The following is a 20,407-nucleotide window of genomic DNA, read 5'->3' on the forward strand; positions in this document are numbered from 1 at the left end:
AGCCGGGGCCGCCGAGCAATTGATCGGTGCCGACCGTCGAGGCGACCAGCGGCAGCACGGGGCCCGCCAGCGGCCGCGGCGGCGGCTTGCCGGGCTCGGTGCTGGTCTCGGGCGCCGCCGGCTCGCTCGGCAGCGCGATCGGGCCGGAGCGCACCGCAAGCAGGCGGGTCACCTCGCGCTCGACATAGTGCGCGAGCTTGCGCGCGCCGGCCTTGGTGAAGAACACACCGTCATCGGAGCGCAGCTTGCGGGGCTGGCCTTCGAAGTCCGGACCCTTCTGCATGAAGCGGCCGGCCTCGTCGACAAAGCCGTCCCAGACGTCGACATAGGTGATGCCGGCCTTGCCGGCGCCGTCGCGATAGAGTGCGTCGAGGAACAGCATGTCCGACGTGCCCTTCTGGCCGCGGATCGCGGGCAATCCGACCCACAGCACCGGCACGCCCTTGCTCTTCAGCACGTTGATCAGTTCCTCGATCTTCTTGCCGTAGAGTTCGACCCAGCGGTCGTCGCGGAATTCGTAGAGCCCGTTGGGCGAGCGCGCGGTCTTTTCCGGCGTGGCCTGCGAGTCGCTGTCGGCGTCGTCGGCCGGCAGCTCGGGATCGGCAGGCTTGGCGTCGGCTTTGGCCGCGGTATCTGGCTTGTCGCCCGGCTTGGTATCCGGCTTGGCGCGGGCGTCCTTCTTTTCGTCCTTTTTCTCGACCTTCTTTTCCACCACCGGTTCGCGGATCGCGGTGCGGTCGCTGAGGCCGAGCATCACGACGATGGCGTCGGGATTTTCGGTGGCGAGAATTCCCTTGGCGGCTGCCGCCCAATCCGCCGGGTCGCCCTTGGGCTGATAGCGGATCAGGCCGGACACCGTCTTGTGCTTGCGGATCACGCCCATGTCGGGCTGGTCGGAATAAGCATCCTCCAGGCCATAGGCGAGCCAGTCGGCCATCGCGTCGCCGATCACCAGCACGTTGCGCTCGGCCGCGGTCTCGCGCTTGGCCGGCGGAGGCGCACGCGAGAAATCCTCGCGCGGCCGCTGCGGCTGCGATTGCGGCGCCTGCTGCTGGAACGGTGCGAAGAAATCACCGCCGAACCAGCCGCCACCACCGCCATGTTGTGGCGGCGCACGGCGCTGCGGTTGCGGCGGTCCGCCACCGAAACCGGGGAAGCCGAAGAACTGCGCCGAGGCGGGCTCGGCAATGCCGATCAGGAGCGCCAGCGCCACCGTCAGCGCGACCAGCGGGCCGGCTTCGGTGAAGATGCGCAGGAAGGACTTCGGCTTTGCCATCGAGCTCGGTCGCAATGATCTGGAAGTACGTGGCTATACTAGCGGAATCGGGCCGCACGCGGGCAGCTTTTCCACCATAAATCGGGTGCGCCCGGCGGCCGTCAAGGCGACGGGCAAATATCGGATTTCACGGTTACTTTCGCGGGGCAGGGGCCGAGTTTGACCGCGATGGAACTGGGGTGACGCGAGGGCCGTGGCCCGGATGGAGCGAAGCACAATCCGGGACCGGCCAACCGCGGTGAGAACCCGGATTTCGCTGCGCTTCATTCGGGCCACATGGGGCCGTCCGCTACCGTCCCCGCAGCCGGTCCAGCACCTCGGAGGTGGCGAAACCGTCGGCCGGCGCCCCGATCGAGGCCTGGAAGCCGCGCAGCGCCTCGCGGGTCAGGCCGCCGAACTGGCCATCCGGCGTCCCCTTGTAGAAGCCGCGCTGGGCGAGTAGCTGCTGCAATTCCAGCCGCTCGGCGCGCGACAGCACCCGTTCCTGGCGCGGCCACGGCTGCACGAAGGGCTGGCCGCCGCGCAGCCGGTCGGCGAAATGGCCGATGGCGAGCGCGTAGGCCTCCGCCGGGTTGTACTTCATGATCACCCGGAAGTTCTGCAACATCAGGAAGCCCGGCCCCTCGGCGCCCGCCGGCGCCAGCAGATAGGCCTTGTCGGAGGGCCGCGGGAACGGCTGGCCGTTGGGCCGCTTGACGCCGAGATGTTCCCACTGCGCAAGCGTCATGGCCTTGGCGCGGTCGGCCAGCATGAAGTTGAAGCCTTGCGGGATCACGATCTCGTAGCCCCAGCTCGCGCCGCTCTGCCAGCCGTCTTTCTTCAGATTGTTGGCGGTCGAGGCGATCAGGTCGCTCGGATTGTCGACGACGTCGCGGCGACCGTCGCCATCGCCGTCGACCGCGTAACGCTTGAACGCGGTCGGCATGAACTGGGTCGGGCCGAACGCGCCGGCCCACGAGCCGCGCATCTGCTCGGGGCGCAGATCGCCGCGGTTGAGGATCTCCAGCGCCGACAGGAATTCGTCCTTGAAATAGGCCTGACGGCGCCCGATGCAGGCCAGCGTCGCGGTCGACTGCACCACGTTGCGATCGCCCATCTGGGTCGAGTAGTTCGATTCGATGCCCCAGATCGCGGCGATGATGTAGCGGTCGACGCCATAGGCGCGCTCGGTCGCATCGAACTGCGGCTTGTATTTGGCGAGGATCTCGCGGCCCTTGGCCAATCGCGTATCGCTGACGAGGATGTCGAGATAGTCCCAGATCGCCTTGGTGAATTCCGGCTGCGAATCCATCAGGTCCATGATGCGCAAGTCGGGTTGCAGGCCAGCGGTGAAGCGCTGGAAGTTCTCCTGCGTGATGTTGCGCCGCGCGGCATCCGGCCACATCGCCGCGACGCAGTTCGGGAAGTCGGACGCGGCCTGGCGGATCGCTGCGGCTGTCATCAGCGGATGGCCTGAGGCGCCGTCCTCGCCGCTCCAGGGCGGTGCCGCGCCATCCTGCCCGGTTGCTGCCTGCGGCGGCGTCGCGTTCGGACCTGAGAAGATGCTGTCGATCAAATTGGTCAGGCCGTTGCCCGCCGACTGGGCCTGGGTGCTGCCGGGCAGCAGCAGGGCCAGCGCGACGAGGCCTGCGCTGAAGTGCTTGGTCCGCGATGTTGCCGTCGAGCGCATTTGTCGTGTGCCTGTTAAAATCGTGCCGTCCCAGAAGGCCCCGTCACGGTTTCCAATAGCTTAACAATGGGTGGCATTTTGGGCGTGACGAAATCGCGCGATTGGGCGGGGCAGGACAAATTGTCCGGGTTGTCAGCCCGCTTTGGACTGCTCCCGGAGGTCGGCCAAAATACCTTCGGCATTCGCAAAGCAGTCGCCGCCGGGTGGCGTGGCTTCGATCCGGGCGATCACCACCTCGAGCCCGGCCTGTGTTTCAGCCAGGCGGCGCCGCAGGGCTTCCACCTCGGTCACCTTGGTCTTCAGCGCGGCCAGCAGCGCGTCGCGGCTCCAGTCCCCCTTGCCATGTGGTGGCAGCAGGTTCCGGATCTGATCGAGTGAAAATCCGGCCTGCTGGGCCATCACGATGATCTCGAGGATTTGTCTCGTGCCGCGCGAATACTGCCGATAGCCGTTCAAACCGCGATCGATCGACCCGATCAGGCCCTGTCGCTCGTAGAAGCGGATGCGCGATGGCGCGAGGCCGGATTCCCGCGCCAATTCTCCAATCTTCATTTCGGGGCGCTCCGCGCGGCTTGACCTTAAAGTTAACTCTAAGGTTATGGTGCGCGTCGATCAATAGGGAAATTGGCCCAAGGAGCCTGGCCCATGTCGCCGTTTGAGACCCTCACCCTGCCCAATGGAAGCAGCCTGCCCAACCGCATCGCCAAGGCGGCGATGGAGGAGAACATGGCCGACGCAGGGCATCTGCCCTCGGCCGAGCTGCTTCGCCTCTACCAGGCCTGGGCCGACGGCGGCGCCGGCCTCATCATAACGGGTAATGTCATGATCGATCGTCGCGCCATGACCGGACCGGGCGGCGTCGTGCTGGAGGACGGCACCGAGCTCGAGGCGTTTCGAAACTGGGCCCGGATCGGCCGCGCCAAGGGCGCGCAGATCTGGATGCAGCTCAATCATCCCGGCCGGCAGATGATGAAAAACCTCGGCCAGCAAACCCTGGCGCCGTCCGCCGTGCCGCTCGATCTCGGCAAGCATTCGAACCTGTTTGCCATGCCGAGGGCGATGACCGAGCAGGACATCGACGACGTGATCGCGCGCTTTGTCAGCGCCGCGAGGCTGGCGGAGCGCGCCGGTTTCTCCGGCGTGCAGATCCACGCCGCGCACGGCTATCTGCTCAGCCAGTTCCTGTCGCCATTGGCCAACCGACGCACCGATCGCTGGGGCGGCTCGCTCGAGAACCGGGCGCGGCTGCTGATCGAAACCGTCAAGGCGGTCCGCGCCACGGTGTCGCCCGGCTTCTCGGTCGCGGTGAAATTGAATTCCGCCGATTTCCAGCGCGGCGGTTTCGATGCCGCCGACGCGAAGACGGTCGTCGAGCTGCTCAATGAACTGCCGGTCGATCTGGTGGAACTGTCGGGCGGCAGTTACGAGGCACCGGCCATGCAGGGCGATGCGCGCGACGGCCGCACCCTGGCGCGCGAGGCCTACTTCCTCGACTTCGCGCGCGACATCGCAGGGGTCGCACGCATGCCCGTCATGGTCACCGGCGGCATTCGCCGCATCGGCGTCGTACAACACGTGCTCGACAGCGGCGTTGCCATCGCAGGCATCGGCACGGCGCTGGCGATCAGGCCGGATTTGGCGAATGCCTGGCGCAATGGCGAGGACCCGCGGCCGGAGGTCGCGCCGATCCGTTGGAAGAGCAAGGCGTTGGCTTCACTGGCTGCGATGGCCGTCGTGAAATTCCAGTTGCGGCGGTTGAGCCGGGGCCGTGCAGCGAAACCGAACGTTTCGCCCGTGAAAGCGTTAATTTTCGCCCAGCTGCGCACGGCGTCGCTCACCCGTAAATATCGGCGCTGGATCGCGTCATCCGCCGCTGCGGCTGTGTCGCGCGACGGGTCGCCGCCGGCGGACGCGAATGCGCGGGCGGTCGGGATGCCTCGATAGCCGAACGCCGTGAAGGAAGCCGGGTGGGTGCGCATCACACATCCGCCTTTGTTCTCGGCTGCAAAACGGGTACGAAGATGCGAATATCGTGCTTTCAAGCGAAGTCGATTCCGGTTCGCGGGAAAACGCGTCAAATAAAACAGTTTCGCACGTCCCACCCATTTCAAGGGCTCCCGATAATCCCATGAAGATCCGCAAAGCCGTATTTCCCGTCGCCGGTCTCGGCACCCGCGTGCTGCCCGCCACCAAGGCGATGCCGAAGGAGATGCTGACCATCGTCGACAAGCCGTTGATCCAGTATGTGGTCGACGAAGCGCGGGAAGCGGGTATCGAGCACTTCGTGTTCGTCACCGGCCGCAACAAGGGCGTCATCGAGGATCACTTCGACCGCATGTTCGAGCTCGACACCACGCTCGCGCAGCGCGGCAAGAAGACCGAGCAGGACATTCTGGCCCAGAACCAGCCTGAAGCCGGCGCGATGAGTTTCACCCGGCAACAGGCGCCGCTCGGCCTCGGCCACGCAGTGTGGTGCGCGCGCGATATCGTCGGCAATGAGCCGTTCGCGGTGGTGTTGCCCGATGAGCTGGTGTTGAACACGCCGGGTTGCCTGAAGCAGATGGTCGATGCTGCCAACAAGCTTGGCGAGAAGTCGAATGTAATCGCGGTCGAGCCGGTGCCGGACGAACTCACTCATCAGTACGGCATCTGTGGTGTCGGCAAGCGCACCGGCAACATCTTCGAGGTCGACGGCATGGTGGAGAAGCCGGCGAAGGGCACCGCGCCGTCCAACCTGTCGATCACCGGCCGCTACATCCTGCAACCGGAGATCTTCGATATCCTGGCTACGCAGGAGCGCGGTGCCGGCGGCGAGATCCAGCTCACCGACGCGATGATCGGGCTCGCGAAGACCCAGAAGTTCTACGGCGTCGAGTTCGAGGGCGAGCGCCACGATTGCGGCTCGAAGCCCGGCTTCCTCCGCGCCAACATCGCCTTCGGCCTCAAGCGCCCCGAGTTGCGCGACGGCCTGATCGCCGAGATGAAGCGATATCTCGAGAAGTGAGCGGGGCCGCGTCGCTAGCGTTGATTTGCCCGACGGCGCACCACCAGCGCAACCTGTTCATCGTCGTCCTGGCGAAAGCCAGGACCCATTACCCCAAATGCTCGCTGCTGCGCGGCGCTGGGGCCACGTTCCCGTTCACCAGCAAATTCGGTGGTTATGGGTCCTGGCTTTCGCCAGGACGACGATGGGGTGAGAGTTGCGTGGCTCGATGCTCGATGTGCAACCGGCATCTCGCTGCTGCCGGCTTCGACCTCACGCCACCAGCGCGATCTTCGGAACGGTCGCGAGCACCGACTGGTTGCGGCCGTTGGCCTTGGCGGCGTAGAGCGCCTTGTCGGCGGCCTCGATCAGGTCGGCCGCCTGCTGGCCGGCGATCGGGCGCATGCTGGCGACGCCGATGCTCACCGTCGTGATCGATTCGCCCTCGCACCATTGCGCGACCTTGCCGCGGATGGCTTCAGCCAGTTTGAAAGCCTCGAGCGCGGTCATGTTGGGCAGCAGCACGGCAAATTCCTCGCCACCGAAGCGCGCCGGGCAATCGCCGGCGCGACGCACCGCGTCCGAGATGCAGATCGCGATCCCGACCAGCACCTGGTCACCGGCCTGATGCCCATAGGTGTCGTTGTAGGCCTTGAAGTGATCGGCATCGATCATCAGGAGCGCAACCGGTTGGCCGTGCCGGCTTGCTCGCCGCCACTCGCGATCGATCTCGCTGTCGAACTTGCGCCGGTTCTTCAGGCCGGTGAGGGCGTCGGTCGTCGCCAGTTCCTCGAGCTTGTCTTCGGCGTCGGCGCGGCGGACGATCTCGCGGGCAAGGACCATCGCCGCGCTGAGTACGAACAGGATCAGCACTGCCATGATTGCGCCGATCCGGATCGCCTCGGTGCGCCAGAGGTTGAAAACCGCTTCGAGCGGCTTGCCGACCACGACGTAGAGCGGGCCGGCGCCGCTGCGTCTGACATAGAGCCTTGGCGTGCTGTCGACCGGACCCTTGCCCGAGAAGGCGCCGCCCACCTTCAGGTTCTCGGCCTTCCAGTCCAGCTGCTCCGCGAGGTTCTTGCCGATCACGTCGAGATCGAACGGCGTTCGCATGATGATGGTGCGGTCGCGGCGCAACACGGTGATGGTGTCGCCCGGCGCGAGGTTCAAGCGGCCGAACAGGTCGTGGAAATAGCTGAAGCGGATCGAGCCGACCACGACGCCGAGAAAGCGGCCGTCGTCGCCGGAGATGCGCCGGCTCAACACGATGGCGTAGGAGCCGCGATGCAGCATCGGCCGGCTGACATAGAGCCCGGTGTCGGGATGGTCGCGATGGGCCGTGAAGTATTCCTCGTCGCTGCGGTTCTCCGGTCGCGGATCGAGGCTTGCGGCGTCGATGGTCAGGTTGCCGGCCGCGTCGAACACCTGGATCGCGCCGAAATGCTGAGCGGTCGCGGCGTGATCGAACAGGATCAACTGGCGCAGCTCCTTGCTGACATTGCGGATCTCCGGCATCTCGAGATTGCTGGCGACCGCGCGCAGCGACAGGTCGTAGAGCTCGACATTGCGGCTGATGTCGGCCTCGATGCCCGACGCGAGATTCTCCAGGGTCCGGCGCGCCAGTTCCTCCTCGCCGCGGCGCATGTCGAGCATCACGCCGGTGCAGACCGCGGAGAAGCCGAGGACGGTCGCAACCGCCGCGGCGATCAGCAGCTTTGCCGATAGCCGCCAGCGCCGTTTTGCGTCGTTTCCCCGTCGAAGTGGCATTCTCAGCTCCAAAAAGCCGTCATGCATCGGGAAATCTTGTTGTCGCCTTAAATGGCGACAGCGGCCTCCGAATGGGTTAACGGGTGGTTGCCGGTATATTGAATCTTGTCATCGAGGACGTTGTGAACGACTACGACACGCTGCGGGATTATCTGAAGAAGCAGCATCTGCCTGAGTTCGTGCTGACTTTCGACGAGATCGAGACGATCATCGACGCGGCGCTGCCGCGCGCCGCGCATCGCGCCTCGTGGTGGGAAACCCTGCGCAGCCCGCAGGAGAAGATGCCGCAGCGCGAAGCCTGCCTCGAGGCCGGCTACATCGCTACGCGCCAGACCGACGGCAAGAGCGTCAAGTTCAAGCGCATGCCGAAGCCGCGTTAGCGGGAGCAACGTCATCGCCCGCGAAAGCGAGCGATCCAGTATTCCAGGGCCTTCATCGCGATACGGCGACGGCGCGGCGTACTGGCTACTCCGCTTTCGCGGAGTATGACATCGGAAGTCGGGGCGACAGATTTGCTTCCGCCGGAGCCTTAGCTCGCGGCTTCCAGCCGTTCCTCGGTGAGCAGCCGCGTGGCGGCGTCGGCGTCCATCGGCTCGCCGAACGCAAAGCCCTGCGCGTATTCGCAGCCGAGCTGGTAGAGCTCGACGGCGTCGGAATCGGTCTCGGCGCCTTCCGCCACCACCTGCATGCCGAGATCATGCGCCAGCGCGATGATCGATTTCAGGATCACCGGGCGGGTGCCGCGGCTGGTGGTGCGGACGAACGACTGGTCGATCTTGATGGTGTCGAACGGGAAGCGCTGCAAATAGGACAGCGAGGAATGGCCGGTGCCGAAATCATCGAGCGACAAACCGGTGCCGAGTTCGCGGATCCGCGCCAGCATCTGGGCGGCGTGCTCCGGGTTCTCCATGACCAGCGATTCCGTCAATTCGAGCTTGAGCGTGCCGCGCGCCACCGAGGAGCGCGACAGCACGGTACGGATATCGTGGATCAGGTCGTGGCGCAGCAACTGCCGCGACGACACGTTGACCGAAGCGAAGATCGGCTCGCGCGCCCGCATCGCGCGCTGCCACACCGCGAGCTGGCGCGCGGTCTGGTCCATCACGAACATGCCGAGATCGACGATCAGGCCGGTCTCCTCGGCGACGTTGATGAATTCCGAAGGCGACATCCGGCCGAGCTTGGGATGGTCCCAGCGCACCAGCGCCTCGAAGCCCGCGATCGCACGATCCTCCAGCCGTACGATCGGCTGGTACAGGATCGTGAGCTCCTGCCGCTCGATGGCGCGGCGCAAATCGCTCTCGAGCGTCAGGCGGTCGGTCTTCCGCGCCCGCATTGCCGGCTTGTAGACGTCGATGCGGTCGCCGCCGATCCGCTTCGAATGATACATCGCAAGTTCGGCGTCCTTGATGATCTCGTCGGTGAGCGGCGCCTGCGGATCGGACAGCGCAAGCCCGATCGAGGCGGTCAGGAAGATCTCGCGGTCGTTGAAGGCGATCGGGGCGCGGATGGTCTTGCGGATGGTCTCGGCGAAATTGGTGATCCGCGCCGGGTCCTGCTCCGACAGCAGGATCAGGCCGAACTGGTCGCCCGCCATCCGCGCCAGCGTGTCCTGCGGCTTCAGGATGCGGGTCAGCCGGCGCGCCAGCGTCAGCAGGATGGAATCGCCGACCGCGATGCCGACGGAATCATTGACCTGCTTGAAGCGGTCGAGGTCGATCACCATCAGGGTCGGCCGCAGGCTCGGCATGGTCTTGGCGAGGTTCGCCACCGCGCCGAGGCGGTCCATGAACAGGCGGCGGTTCGGCAGGCCGGTCAGATTGTCATGCACCGAGTCGTGCAGCATCCGCTCTTCGGAGTTCTTGAACTCGGTGACGTCGGTGAGGGTCCCGACCACGCGCGAGACCTCGCCGTCGGAGCCGACCACCGGCCGCGCCTTCAGCGCGAACCACATGAAGTGGCCGTCCGGCGTGCGCAGCCGGAAGTCCTGCACCAGGCGGCCGCGGCGCTGGTCGAGCACGCTGTCGAGGGCGGCGCGGAAGCGGTCCTGGTCGAGCGGGTGCAGCACCTCGAGCCATTTCGCCGCCGGGCCTTCCAGCGTGCCGCGCTTCAGGCCGAGCAGGGCCTCGGTCTCGGGGCTGGTGAACACCTTGTCGGCGGAGACGTCCCAGTCCCAGATCAGATCGCCGGAGCCGGTCAGCGCCAAGGCGCGACGCTCGACATCGGAGACCACGCCGGTGGTGGCGCCGCCGCCGGCGAAGGCGTGCTGCATCACCGTGAAGCCGATCAGCATCACGATCAGCACCAGGCCGCCGAGCAGCGCCGGGCCGACGATGTCGTTGGTGACCGAGCCCGCCACCGTCATGCCGGCTGCGATCACCCAGACCACCAGCAGGAACCAGGTCGGGATCAGCAGCACCGCGCGGTCGAAGCCGTGGGTCGAGAGATAGACGATCAGGGCGAAGCCGGCGAACGCGATCATCACCAGCGACATCCGCGCGATGCCGGAGGCGACCGCGGGATCGAACAGCGCCAGCGCCACCAGCGAGCCGAGGAAGACCAACCAGCCGATCGTGATGTGCGAGTAGCGCACGTGCCAGCGACTGAGGTTGAGATAGGCGAACAGGAACACCAGCAATGTCGCCGCGAGGATCGCCTCGCCCGCCGCGCGCCAGACGCGCTCGGCGTTGTTCGACATGTCGAGCACCTTGCCCCAGAAGCCGAAGTCGACGCCGATATAGACCAGCACCGCCCAGGCCAGCGCGGCGGCGGCCGGGAACATGATGCTGCCCTTGACCACAAACAAAATCGTGAGCACCAGCGCGAGCAGGCCCGAGATGCCGATCACGATGCCCTGGTACAGCGTGAACGAGTTGACCTTGTCCTTGTAGGCGTCGGGTTCCCACAGATAGAGCTGCGGCAGCTTGTCGGTGCGCAGCTCGGCGACATAGGTGACGACGGCGCCGGGATCGAGCGTGATGCGGAACACGTCGGCGGTCGGGCTCTCCTGCCGCTCGGGACGATCGCCGACCGAGGGCGTGATGGTCGCGATGCGCGACAGGCCGAGGTCTGGCCACAACAGGCCTGACGACACGATGCGGTAATGCGGCGCGACGATCAGGCGGTCGAGCTGGTCGTCGGTGTTGTTGGCGAGCGCGAACACCACCCAGTTCTGGCCGCCTTCGCGGGCGCGAACCTCGATGCGGCGCACGATGCCGTCGGTTCCCGGCGCGGTGGAGACCTGGATGCGATCGCCTTCACTGCGCTGATGGTCGAGCACCGCTGTCAGGTCGATCGCCGGCGCATCGCTGCGCACGCTGACCGCGTCGATCGCATACGCTTCAGGCGCAGCGGCAAACATCATGAGGCCCAGCGCGAGCAGCGCAAGGCACCTGATCAGACGCAATGTCAGTACTCCGCGATCGACAAACTGCCCGGATCCGGCGACCGGCCCGGAGGTGGCGCGATAAATGACACGAATGCGAAGGGAATCAAAGGGTTTCCGCCCCTGCTTCCACGTTGAGAATTAGACGACCAACACAATTTTGCCAATATGTTCGCTGGTCTCCATGCGGCGGTGCGCGTCGGCGGCCTTTTCCAGCGGGAATGTGCTGTCCATCAGCGGCTTGACGCGGCCTTCGCGCAGCAAGGGCAGCACCTTTGCCTCGATCGCCGCGACCATCGCCGCCTTGTCCGCATTACTACGGGGACGCAAGGTCGAGCCGGTGTGGTGCAGCCGCTTGATCATCAGCTTGGAGAAATTGGCCGTGGTCTTGGGTGTTCCCGACAGGAACGCGATCTGGACGATGCGGCCCTCGACCGCGGCGGCGTCGTAGTTGCGGTCGATATAGTCGCCGCCCACCATGTCGAGGATGACATTGGCGCCGGCGCCGCCGGTGGCCGTCTTCACCGCCTCGACGAAATCCTCGGTCTTGTAGTTGACCGCATGATCGGCGCCGAGCTTCAGGCAGGCATCGGCCTTGTCTTGCGAGCCGACGGTGACGATCACCTTGGCGCCGAACGCCTTGGCAAGCTGGATCGCCATCGTGCCGATGCCCGACGAGCCGCCGTGAATCAGCAGCGTCTCGCCGGCCTTCAGCGCGCCGCGCTCGAACACATTGTGCCACACCGTCATCAGGGTTTCCGGAGTAGCGCCGGCTTCCTGCATCGACAGTGAGGACGGCACGGTCATCGCCTGCGCGTCCTGCGCGATGCAATATTGCGCGTAGCCGCCGCCGGCGACCAGCGACATCACCTTGTCGCCGATCTTGTGCTTGGCGCCTTCGCCGAGCGCCACCACTTCGCCCGCGATCTCGAGGCCGGGCAGGTCGCTCGCGCCGGGCGGCGGCGGATAGGAGCCGGAGCGCTGCGCGACGTCGGGGCGATTGACGCCGGCGGCCGCGACCTTGACCAGGATTTCGCCGGCCTTCGGCACCGGCAACGCGCGGGTCTCCGGCACCAGCACCTCCGGGCCACCGGGCTTGCTGATGGCAACGACGGTCATTTGCGCGGGCAGGTTCGACATGGTTCGTCCTTGGTCAGGGAAGAGGATTGGCGGATGGCATAACGCCTTTTCGAACGGAGCGAAACGCCATTACGTCCCGAACCGCCTCGTCAGATGGTCGGCCTTCTCCGCGGTGATTTTCTCGACCAGCGGGCCGAGCCGCGCGACCGGCGTGCCGGCACCGCGATCCAGCAGCGTGAGCACTGGGCCATTGGGCCAGCACGGCACCGCATCGTCGTGGCCGAGTGCGCCGAGCACGCGTTCCGACAGACCCGGCACGATGCTCCACGCCAGCGTGGCGCAGAGCGCGACCAGATTGAGCCCAATGCGGGTGATGACGGCGGCGCGGTCTGGATCGGACTTGATCGCCGTCCAGGGGGCTGCGTGTTGCAGGTAGGCGTTCGCGACGTCCCAGATCGCGCGCGTGGTCGTCGCGGCGGCGCGAAACTCCAGTGCGATGTGATGGCGGTGCAGCGCCGCGATGTGCTGCTCCAGATCACGCGCGAGCCGATGCTCGGCGTCACCGGGTGCGCCGCCATCCGGAATGCGGCCGTCGAAGGCACGATGCGCGAAGCTCGCGATGCGGTTGACGAGGTTGCCGAAGATATCGGCGAGATCCTTGTTCACATCGGCAACGAACCGCGTGACGCCGAAATCGGTGTCGGCACTTTCGGGCGCGTTGGCGATCAGCCACCAGCGCCAGAGGTCGGCCGGCAGTTCCTCCAGTGCCGCATCGGTGAAGATGCCGCGCTTGCGGCTGGTCGAGAACTTGCCGCCCTCGTAATTGAGCCAGTGGAATCCCTTGATCACGTCGGCGGTGGTCCATGGTTCGCCGGAGCCGAGCTGCGTCGCCGGAAAGCTCACGGTGTGGAACGGGATGTTGTCCTTGCCGAGGAACTGGATGTAGCTGACGTCACTGGCTTGCCACCACCAATCGCGCCAGTCGCGATCGGGCGCGGCGTCCGCCCATTCCTGCGTCGCCGCGATGTAGCCGATCGGCGCATCGAACCAGACATAGAATACCTTGCCGTCAAATCCGTCGCGCGGCACGGCGATGCCCCAGGCGAGATCGCGCGTGATGCAGCGGTCGCGCAGCTCGGCATTGAGCCAGCTCCTCGCGGTCGACACCACGAAGGGCGGCCATCCCGCGCGGCTGTCGATCCAGGCGCCGATCTTCTCGACGAGTTGCGACTGGCGCAGGAACAGATGACGGCTGTCGCGGATCTCGAGCGCGCGGTCGCCTGACAGCGCCGAGCGCGGCGCGATCAGCTCCGGCGGGTCGAGCAGCGTGCCGCAATGGTCGCACTGATCACCGCGCGCGTTCGGATCGCCGCAATGCGGACAGGTGCCGAGCACGTAGCGGTCGGGCAGGAAGCGCTGGTCGAGCGGCGACCAAACTTGTTGCGAGGTCTGCGCCGCGATCAGCCCGGCGGCATCGAGCCGGCGATAGAAATGCTGTGTCAGTGCATGGTTGCGCGGCGAACTGGTGCGGCCGAAGTGATCGAAGGCGAGGCCAAAGCGCCGGTAGATGTCGGCCTGGACGGCGTGCTGCGCGTCGCAGAACGTGCGGACATCCTGTCCGGCCTCGATGGCGCCAAGCTCGGCCGGCGTGCCGTGCTCGTCGGTCGCACAGATGAACAGCACGTCGCAACCGATCTGCCGCCGGAAGCGGGCGTGGACGTCGGCGGGCAGCAGCGAGCCGACGAGATTGCCGAGATGCTTGACGCCGTTTACGTAAGGAAGGGCGCTGGTGATGAGAATCTTGCTCATGGGTGAGGGTCTTTCGCGTTGGCTGATGCCGACCCCGAAAATCAAATCGGAAAAATCAAAAAGCCCTCCCGCATGATCGGAAGGGCTTGGGGTCGGCTCATGCCTCGCGCGCAGACGCGCGCTATCCCGTCCGGTCAGACTCCTTGCGGTCGGGCCGGGGCATTCGCGTCAGATGTTGCGCGCACGCGAAAGTCACTGCAAATTCTCCTCGTATCTACACTTAACATCTCTGGACCCAAGGCGCCAGATCACATCGCCGGGAGGACACATGCCGATTGAGGATGAGGACCGGCCGCGGAAGAAGATCAGCCACGAGATCGGACAGGATCTCTCGCTGTTGTCGGTCGAGGAATTGACCGAGCGCATCGCGCTGCTCACCGCCGAAGTCGACCGCCTGAAGGAGGCGATGTCGAAGAAGCGCGCATCGAAGGATGCCGCCAACGCGTTCTTCAAGTCGTAGCCAGCGACATCGCACCAGGTCGTCCCGGACAAGCGAGTAAGCGAGCGCGATCCGGGACCCATAACCACCGCTGTTCCTCGTTGCGTAAGGTTGGGCCACAGCCACGAGCAACGCGGGCACTGGGGGCTATGGGTCCCGGCCCCGTGCGCAATGGCGCACCAGGCCGGGACGACGCGTGGGGACCAGCGAGGGCCTGTGCCAAACTCGGTCAATGGCCGACATGGCAAACAAAGCGTCAAGAAATCCGTTCATTTACGATTGATTAAGCTTTCTCGATTATGACTGCATTGTCCTCGTTTGGACACCGAGTGGCTCCTGTCCACTCTGTTTGACGCCTCCCTGTTATCAACTTCAAAAGCCGCCGGAAACGGCGGCTCTTTTTTGTTGCGTCCCATCAGCTGGAAACCATAAATCGGGTTGCGGCTGGACTCTTCGGCGCGCCCGCGCAATGATTTGTTTATCATAAGCTGGCGCATCAGACGCCGGCGGGCGTTACGGTGGTGTGAGGGCGTTAACCATGGCCGATCGTTCCCAGAGCGAAGTCGGGCTTGTGCTGTTCAGCGAACGGCTGACCAATTCTGCGGCATTTGGCGTGCTGTTCCGGGAAGGCATGGACCTGGTCGAGCAGACCGCCGCCTATCTCGACGGCGACGGCCGCGCCGAGGCCAAGGCGCTGGAGCGCTCCGTCAGCCTGACCTATGCCACCGAGAGCATGCGCCTGACCACCCGGCTGATGCAGCTCGCCTCCTGGCTGCTGCTGCACCGCGCGGTCAAGGAAGGCGAGATGACGCTGACCCAGGCCAATCGCGAAAAGACCAAGGTCAAGCTGTCGGCTGCCGATCCTGGCCCGGCCGACATGGTGACGAAGTTGCCGGAGCAATTGCAGCAGTTGATCGCCCGCTCGATGGATTTGCAGGCGCGCGTCCGCCGGCTCGACACCACGATTCACGCGCCGGCGCCGGATCGTTCGACCATCGGCAACCCGCTGGTGCCGCAGCTCAACCGCCTCAAGGCGGCGTTCGAGCAATAAAACCGGTCTGAAAGATCAGCGCACAATGTCCGCACGGCGTGGCTTGAGCCGACGCTGCGCGACATGCTGATCCATGACGTGTCGCAGCCGTACCGCCGCTGCCTCAAGCTCGTCCGGCTCGAACCCGCCGAAGCCGAGCATCAGGCCCGACCGTGGCTCACTCTTGTACATCGATGAAATCGGCCGCACCACGATGCCCTCGGCAAGCGCGGCTCTCGCCAATTGCACATCGTCGAAGCGCGGTGGCAGCCACAGCAGCAGGTGCATGCCCTGGTCGCTCGGTTGCAGCGTGACGTCATCCGGCATGTGACGCGTCAGCGCCGCGATCAATGTCGCGCGCCGCGCGGCATAGACGCCGCGGATCCGCCGGATATGCGCTTCGAACAGCCCCTCGCGCATAAAGGCCGCCAGCACGTGCTGGTCGGCGGTCGGCGAGTGGCGGTCGAGCAGGGCGCGGGCGCCGGCGAAGGCATCGATCAGCGGCGGAGGCGCCACGACATAGCCGAGCCGCAGCGAAGGAAACAGCACCTTGCTCAGCGTCCCCAGATAGATCACGCGTGACGGCGCGAGACCCTGCATCGACGGAAACGGATGACCGGCATAGCGCAGCTCGCTGTCGTAATCGTCCTCGACGATCCACCCATTGCTGCGCTGTGCCCACGCCACCAGCGCGTTGCGGCGGGCCATGCTCATCGGCATCCCCAGCGGATATTGATGCGACGGGGTTACGAACGCCGCGCGGGCATCCGGGCACGCCGCGATCGCGGCGTCGACGTCGATGCCTTGCGCATCGACGGCCACGCGCGTGGTGACGAGATCGAGATCGTCGAGCACGGCGGTCATGCCGGGATAGGCGGGATCCTCGGTCCACACCGGATCACCCGGCGACAGCAGCACGCGACCGGCGAGATACAATCCCTGTTGCGTGCCGGCCGTGATCACGACCTGCTCAGGCTCGCAATGCACGGCGCGGGATTTGCGCACATAGTCGGCGATCGCCTGCCGCAGCACCATCAAGCCGCGCGGATCGCCGTAGCTCGCGGGCGCCGCCGCGCGCGAGGCGCGCACACGGTTGCCGAGGCGGCGCCAATTGTCGTCGGGAGCGACGGCGCCGCCCGGGACGGCGATCGCAAACGGGACTTCCGGCATCGGCGTGAACGCCGCCGCCACCTTGGCCAGCCGCGCCGCGCGCGGCGGCAATTGGATCGGAGCTGACTTGTTCGGGCCGCGACCAGCCGGCGGGCCGACGGGTCGTGCCGGTTCGGCAAAGGTCGGCGCGACACGGGTGCCGGCGCCGACCTGCGAGACCAGATAGCCCTCGGCCTGCAACTGCTCGAAGGCCTCGGTCACCGTGCCGCGCGCGACGCCGAGCGATGCCGACAGCGCCCGCGTCGACGGCAGGAATTCCCCGGCCTTCAGTTCGCCCTTGGTGATTCCAGCGCGCAGGGCCTGCGCAAGCTGGCGCCCGACCTGGCCGGCGGCGCGGTCGATCGCGCCAAGCGAGGGGATGCTGATCGTGGCGCGCAGGCGGGGCATAGTGGACCATTTAAGATGATCGAAAGTGGCTCTTATCATAGACCACTTCGGCGCTATGCTGCGAGCAACAAGTGATGGGGACGACCAAGAGGTCTGCAAGAGGTTCGCGATGTACCTGCCGCCGCATTTCAAGATGGATGAGCTCGGCCCGATCCACGCCGCGATGCGGGCCTCACGGCTCGCGACGCTGGTCACCGCGACCGCGGACGGCCTGATCGGCACGCCGCTGCCGCTGATCCTCAATGAAAACGAGGGCGATTACGGTACGCTCTATGGCCACGTCGCGCGGCCCAATCCGCAATGGAAGCTGCCTGCGACCGGCGAGGCGATGGCGATCTTCATGGGTCCCGACGCCTATGTGACGCCGTCCTGGTATGTGACCAAGGCCGAGCACGGCAAGGTGGTGCCGACCTGGAATTACGTCGCCGTGCACGCCTACGGCGCGGCCGAATTCTTCGAAGATGCCGATCGCCTGCTCGATGTCGTCACCCGGCTGACCGAGCTGCACGAGAAGCCGCGCGCGGAAGCCTGGCAGGTCAGCGACGCGCCGGATGATTTCATCAAGGCCCAACTGCGCGGCATCGTCGGCTTCCGGATGCCGATCACCCGGATCGATGCCAAGAAGAAGATGAGCCAGAACCGCAAGCTGGAGGATCGCGCCGGCGTCATCGCCGGACTCGGCGAAAGCGACAACCCCGTCGATCATGAGGTCGCGGCGATGATCCCGGCGAATTGAGGTGTGCAGCCTTTCATTGCGAGGAGCGATAGCGACGAAGCAATCCATCCCTCGGTAGACGCGGGCAGATGGATTGCTTCGCTTCGCTTGCAATGACGGCTGCTGGGGAGTAGCGGCCGATCAGCCCGTTATCGTCCGGAGATCGAACCTGACATGGAATTGTATCTTGCCTTCGCCATTACGACCGCCACCTTCGCGCTGATCCCCGGGCCAGCGATGCTTTATGCTGCGGCCCGCACCCTGGCGGGCGGCCGGCGCGCGGGGCTGATGGCCTCGCTTGGGCTGCATCTCGGCGGCTACGTCCATGTCGTCGCCGCGGCCGCCGGCCTCGCGCTGCTGTTTCATGCGGTACCGCCGCTGTTCACCGCGATGAAGCTCGCCGGCGCGGCCTATCTGGTCTGGCTTGGCCTGTCGCTGTTTCGCGATCGAGACAACACCAAGCGTCCCACGCTGCCGCCGCTCTCCGCCGAGCGCGCCTTCGCCCAAAGCATCGTCGTCGAGGTGCTCAATCCGAAGACCGCGATCTTCTTCCTGGCGTTCCTGCCGCAATTCGTCGATGCGACGGCGAGTCTGCCGGTCTGGGCCCAACTGTTCCTGCTCGGCACCATCGTCAACCTGACCTTCTCGGCGGTCGATATCGTCTGCGTCGTCTTTGCCAGCGCCGTGATGTCGAAGCTGCAACGCTCCCGGCGATCGCAACGGATCATGCAGCGGATCGGCGGCAGCATCCTGATCGCACTCGGCGCGCGGCTGGCGTTCCAGGATCGCTAGGGGCAGATGCCTCACTTTTTGATGAGGACGGCAACCCCAACTGCCTTTGTGTTACGGTCATGGCGCGACGCTTCGCAGCTTCGACCGGGGGAGTCGTTATGCTTTTCAGGACTATTGCGGTTGCTGTTGCGGCGCTGTGTCTTTCGGCGCTTGGTGCCACCGGCTCTCGATCGGAGTCCCCGATCGCCGCAACGCCAGACCGAGCGCTGGCCGAGCGCGCCGTCGATCAGCTGTTTGTCCGATGGGTTGAGCCGAACTCGCCCGGTGCCGTCGTTGCCGTCCTGCAAGACGGCAAGATCATCTACAGCCAAGGCTATGGCGCGGCCAATCTGGAGTATGGCATCCGCAATACGCCGGCAACCGTGTTTCACCTGGCATCGGTCTCCAAGCAGTTCACCGCCTTCGCGGTCTACCTGCTCGTCCAGGACGGAAAGCTGTCCCTGGATGATGACGTTCGCAAGTATGTTCCGAAGCTGCACGATTTCGGCAAGGTGATAACGATCCGCCAGCTCGTTCATCACACGAGCGGCGTTCGCGACCAGTGGAATCTTCTGGCCCTCGCAGGGTGGCGGCTTGACGACGAGATCACGGACGATGATGTCGCGCGCCTGCTGTTTCAACAGACCGGGTTGAACTTCGCGCCCGGCGATCAATTCCTCTACAGCAACAGCGGCTACACCCTGCTCGCGATGGTCGTGCAGCAAGTGTCCGGCAAGACGCTAGCCGAGTTCGCGAAGCAGCGCATCTTCGATCCTCTCGGTATGTCGAACACGCACTTCCAGGACAGATACGGCACCGTCGTCAAGGACCGGGCCTATTCCTACGCGCGACGGCCGGACGGCAAGTACCAGTACATCGCGCTGAGCTATTCGACGGTCGGGCCTTCGAGCCTGTTTTCAACGGTCGGCGATCTGGCGCGCTGGGACGAGAACTTCTACACGGCCGAAGTCGGCGGCCCGGCGCTGCTCGCCGAGATGCAGCAGAAAGGCAAGCTCAACAACGGCAAGGAGATCAACTACGCGTCCGGCCTGTTCATCGGAAAGTATCGCGGGCTCAGGACGGTCGAGCACTCGGGCGGCGACGCCGCCTATCGGACCAATATTCTCAGGTTTCCGGACCAGCATTTCTCGGTCGTGATCCTCGCAAACGCGGGAGATCTGAATCCAGCGGCACTCTCGTTCGAGATCGCAGACATCTATCTGAAGGACCTGATGCAGCCCGCTTCCGACAAGCAGGCGCTTGACGACAAGCCGGAAGTTGCAGTCGACCCCAAGCTCCTCGATGCCTATGTTGGCGACTATGAACTCAGGCCGGGGTTCATCATTTCGTTCAGCAAGGACAATGATCACCTCGTCACGCGCGCGACCGGCCAGCCATTGTTTCCGATGTACGCGGTCTCCAACACCGCGTTCCGACTGAGGGTCGTCTCTGCCGAAGTCGTCTTCGATGAAGTAACGCCGGGAGGAACGGTGCAGCACGCGATCCTGCACCAGAACGGCGCCAGTCTTCCTCTGAGGCGCATAGCCATCGCCAAGCCTGCGGCGGATCGGCTCACTGCATACGAAGGTCATTACTACAGTGCAGAACTCGGCGTCATCTATGACGTGTTCGTTCGCGAGAACGCGCTGAAAGTGCGCTACCCGCGAGGAGATCTCGATCTGCAACCCGTGGGAACTGATGCCTTCACGACGGGCTTTCCGATAGGGAATCTGAAGTTCGTCTGCGCCGACGACGGCAAGTGCGATGCCTTGTCGGTCGATGATGGCCGCGTCAAGGAGCTGCGATTCGTCAGGATCTCGATCGATCCGAAGTCGTCCCAATGATCGGGTGTGCGCCGCCTGAGGACGGCAGACCCGCTTGGGGGCGGCAGGTGCGACAAAATAACCCGACGGGCAACTCAGCAAA

The 20,407-nt window shown here is 65.3% G+C and carries 16 protein-coding genes; 8 read left to right on the forward strand and 8 right to left on the reverse strand.

The features are described from left to right. From B2W55_RS33925 to B2W55_RS33935, 3 genes are all read right to left on the reverse strand, one after another. A partial coding sequence (locus B2W55_RS33925) for an SGNH family hydrolase (protein ID WP_291532745.1) occupies nt 1–1,276 on the reverse strand: 1,276 nt, incomplete at its 3' end. Nucleotides 1,277–1,565: 289 nt separating this feature from the next. Then, complete coding sequence (locus tag B2W55_RS33930; RefSeq protein WP_024584368.1) at nt 1,566–2,945, reverse strand: lytic murein transglycosylase; 1,380 nt, start codon at nt 2,943–2,945, stop codon at nt 1,566–1,568. A 132-nt stretch (nt 2,946–3,077) separates the two neighbouring features. Beyond that, nucleotides 3,078–3,497 (reverse strand): MerR family transcriptional regulator, encoded by a 420-nt coding sequence (locus B2W55_RS33935; RefSeq protein ID WP_024584369.1) that lies wholly within the window; start codon nt 3,495–3,497, stop codon nt 3,078–3,080. Nucleotides 3,498–3,590: 93 nt separating this feature from the next. On the opposite strand from B2W55_RS33935, the gene B2W55_RS33940 reads away from it, so the two are divergent. Then, nucleotides 3,591–4,889 carry an NADH:flavin oxidoreductase/NADH oxidase family protein gene (locus tag B2W55_RS33940; RefSeq protein ID WP_024584370.1) on the forward strand — a complete coding sequence of 433 codons (1,299 nt, stop codon included), beginning with the start codon at nt 3,591–3,593 and terminating at the stop codon, nt 4,887–4,889. A 184-nt stretch (nt 4,890–5,073) separates the two neighbouring features. Further along, nucleotides 5,074–5,949, forward strand: coding sequence for a UTP--glucose-1-phosphate uridylyltransferase GalU (gene galU / locus B2W55_RS33945; protein WP_024584371.1), 876 nt, complete (start codon nt 5,074–5,076; stop codon nt 5,947–5,949). Nucleotides 5,950–6,201: 252 nt separating this feature from the next. On the opposite strand, the gene B2W55_RS33950 is transcribed toward galU, so the two are convergent. Further along, the gene (locus tag B2W55_RS33950) at nt 6,202–7,695 is read right to left on the reverse strand and encodes a sensor domain-containing diguanylate cyclase (protein WP_029880028.1); all 1,494 of its coding nucleotides are present in this window, start codon (nt 7,693–7,695) and stop codon (nt 6,202–6,204) included. A gap of 122 nt (nt 7,696–7,817) precedes the next feature. Between B2W55_RS33950 and B2W55_RS33955 the strand changes: the two genes are divergently transcribed. Further along, a complete protein-coding gene (locus tag B2W55_RS33955) occupies nt 7,818–8,075 on the forward strand; it encodes a DUF7662 domain-containing protein (protein ID WP_024584373.1) in 258 nt (85 codons plus the stop codon). 149 nt (nt 8,076–8,224) lie between these two features. Here B2W55_RS33955 and B2W55_RS33960 read toward each other — a convergent pair whose 3' ends face one another. From B2W55_RS33960 to metG, 3 genes are all read right to left on the reverse strand, one after another. After that, nucleotides 8,225–11,101 carry an EAL domain-containing protein gene (locus B2W55_RS33960; RefSeq protein WP_024584374.1) on the reverse strand — a complete coding sequence of 959 codons (2,877 nt, stop codon included), beginning with the start codon at nt 11,099–11,101 and terminating at the stop codon, nt 8,225–8,227. Nucleotides 11,102–11,221: 120 nt separating this feature from the next. Next, nucleotides 11,222–12,220: an NAD(P)H-quinone oxidoreductase gene (locus tag B2W55_RS33965; RefSeq protein WP_024584375.1), complete on the reverse strand. Its 999-nt coding sequence runs from the start codon at nt 12,218–12,220 to the stop codon at nt 11,222–11,224. Nucleotides 12,221–12,289: 69 nt separating this feature from the next. Beyond that, nucleotides 12,290–13,969 carry a methionine--tRNA ligase gene (gene metG / locus B2W55_RS33970; protein ID WP_024584376.1) on the reverse strand — a complete coding sequence of 560 codons (1,680 nt, stop codon included), beginning with the start codon at nt 13,967–13,969 and terminating at the stop codon, nt 12,290–12,292. Between the two features lie 268 nt (nt 13,970–14,237). Between metG and B2W55_RS33975 the strand changes: the two genes are divergently transcribed. Continuing rightward, a complete protein-coding gene (locus tag B2W55_RS33975; RefSeq protein WP_024584377.1) occupies nt 14,238–14,429 on the forward strand; it encodes a DUF1192 domain-containing protein in 192 nt (63 codons plus the stop codon). Nucleotides 14,430–14,946: 517 nt separating this feature from the next. Further along, complete coding sequence (locus B2W55_RS33980) at nt 14,947–15,459, forward strand: DUF1465 family protein (protein WP_024584378.1); 513 nt, start codon at nt 14,947–14,949, stop codon at nt 15,457–15,459. Nucleotides 15,460–15,474: 15 nt separating this feature from the next. Here B2W55_RS33980 and B2W55_RS33985 read toward each other — a convergent pair whose 3' ends face one another. Continuing rightward, nucleotides 15,475–16,995 (reverse strand): PLP-dependent aminotransferase family protein, encoded by a 1,521-nt coding sequence (locus B2W55_RS33985; protein ID WP_024584379.1) that lies wholly within the window; start codon nt 16,993–16,995, stop codon nt 15,475–15,477. Nucleotides 16,996–17,104: 109 nt separating this feature from the next. Between B2W55_RS33985 and B2W55_RS33990 the strand changes: the two genes are divergently transcribed. From B2W55_RS33990 to B2W55_RS34000, 3 genes are all read left to right on the forward strand, one after another. Then, nucleotides 17,105–17,731 carry an FMN-binding negative transcriptional regulator gene (locus tag B2W55_RS33990; protein WP_024584380.1) on the forward strand — a complete coding sequence of 209 codons (627 nt, stop codon included), beginning with the start codon at nt 17,105–17,107 and terminating at the stop codon, nt 17,729–17,731. Nucleotides 17,732–17,884: 153 nt separating this feature from the next. Next, a complete protein-coding gene (locus B2W55_RS33995; RefSeq protein WP_024584381.1) occupies nt 17,885–18,502 on the forward strand; it encodes a LysE family translocator in 618 nt (205 codons plus the stop codon). A 59-nt stretch (nt 18,503–18,561) separates the two neighbouring features. Next, nucleotides 18,562–20,325 carry a serine hydrolase gene (locus tag B2W55_RS34000; RefSeq protein ID WP_080890873.1) on the forward strand — a complete coding sequence of 588 codons (1,764 nt, stop codon included), beginning with the start codon at nt 18,562–18,564 and terminating at the stop codon, nt 20,323–20,325. Nucleotides 20,326–20,407: the final 82 nt, after the last annotated feature.

This window comes from Bradyrhizobium sp. UBA2491, from assembly GCF_002341725.1.
Taxonomy (GTDB): Bacteria; Pseudomonadota; Alphaproteobacteria; order Rhizobiales; family Xanthobacteraceae; genus Bradyrhizobium.

Excerpts from the sequence above, each read along its gene's own strand:
- B2W55_RS33930 (WP_024584368.1), bottom strand. The coding sequence starts at position 2,945 with ATGCGCTCGACGGCAACATCGCGGACCAAGCACTTCAGCGCAGGCCTC.
- B2W55_RS33935 (WP_024584369.1), bottom strand. The coding sequence starts at position 3,497 with ATGAAGATTGGAGAATTGGCGCGGGAATCCGGCCTCGCGCCATCGCGC.
- B2W55_RS33940 (WP_024584370.1), top strand. The coding sequence starts at position 3,591 with ATGTCGCCGTTTGAGACCCTCACCCTGCCCAATGGAAGCAGCCTGCCC.
- galU (WP_024584371.1), top strand. The coding sequence starts at position 5,074 with ATGAAGATCCGCAAAGCCGTATTTCCCGTCGCCGGTCTCGGCACCCGC.
- B2W55_RS33950 (WP_029880028.1), bottom strand. The coding sequence starts at position 7,695 with ATGCCACTTCGACGGGGAAACGACGCAAAACGGCGCTGGCGGCTATCG.
- B2W55_RS33965 (WP_024584375.1), bottom strand. The coding sequence starts at position 12,220 with ATGTCGAACCTGCCCGCGCAAATGACCGTCGTTGCCATCAGCAAGCCC.
- metG (WP_024584376.1), bottom strand. The coding sequence starts at position 13,969 with ATGAGCAAGATTCTCATCACCAGCGCCCTTCCTTACGTAAACGGCGTC.
- B2W55_RS33975 (WP_024584377.1), top strand. The coding sequence starts at position 14,238 with ATGCCGATTGAGGATGAGGACCGGCCGCGGAAGAAGATCAGCCACGAG.
- B2W55_RS33980 (WP_024584378.1), top strand. The coding sequence starts at position 14,947 with ATGGCCGATCGTTCCCAGAGCGAAGTCGGGCTTGTGCTGTTCAGCGAA.
- B2W55_RS33985 (WP_024584379.1), bottom strand. The coding sequence starts at position 16,995 with ATGCCCCGCCTGCGCGCCACGATCAGCATCCCCTCGCTTGGCGCGATC.
- B2W55_RS33990 (WP_024584380.1), top strand. The coding sequence starts at position 17,105 with ATGTACCTGCCGCCGCATTTCAAGATGGATGAGCTCGGCCCGATCCAC.
- B2W55_RS33995 (WP_024584381.1), top strand. The coding sequence starts at position 17,885 with ATGGAATTGTATCTTGCCTTCGCCATTACGACCGCCACCTTCGCGCTG.
- B2W55_RS34000 (WP_080890873.1), top strand. The coding sequence starts at position 18,562 with ATGGCGCGACGCTTCGCAGCTTCGACCGGGGGAGTCGTTATGCTTTTC.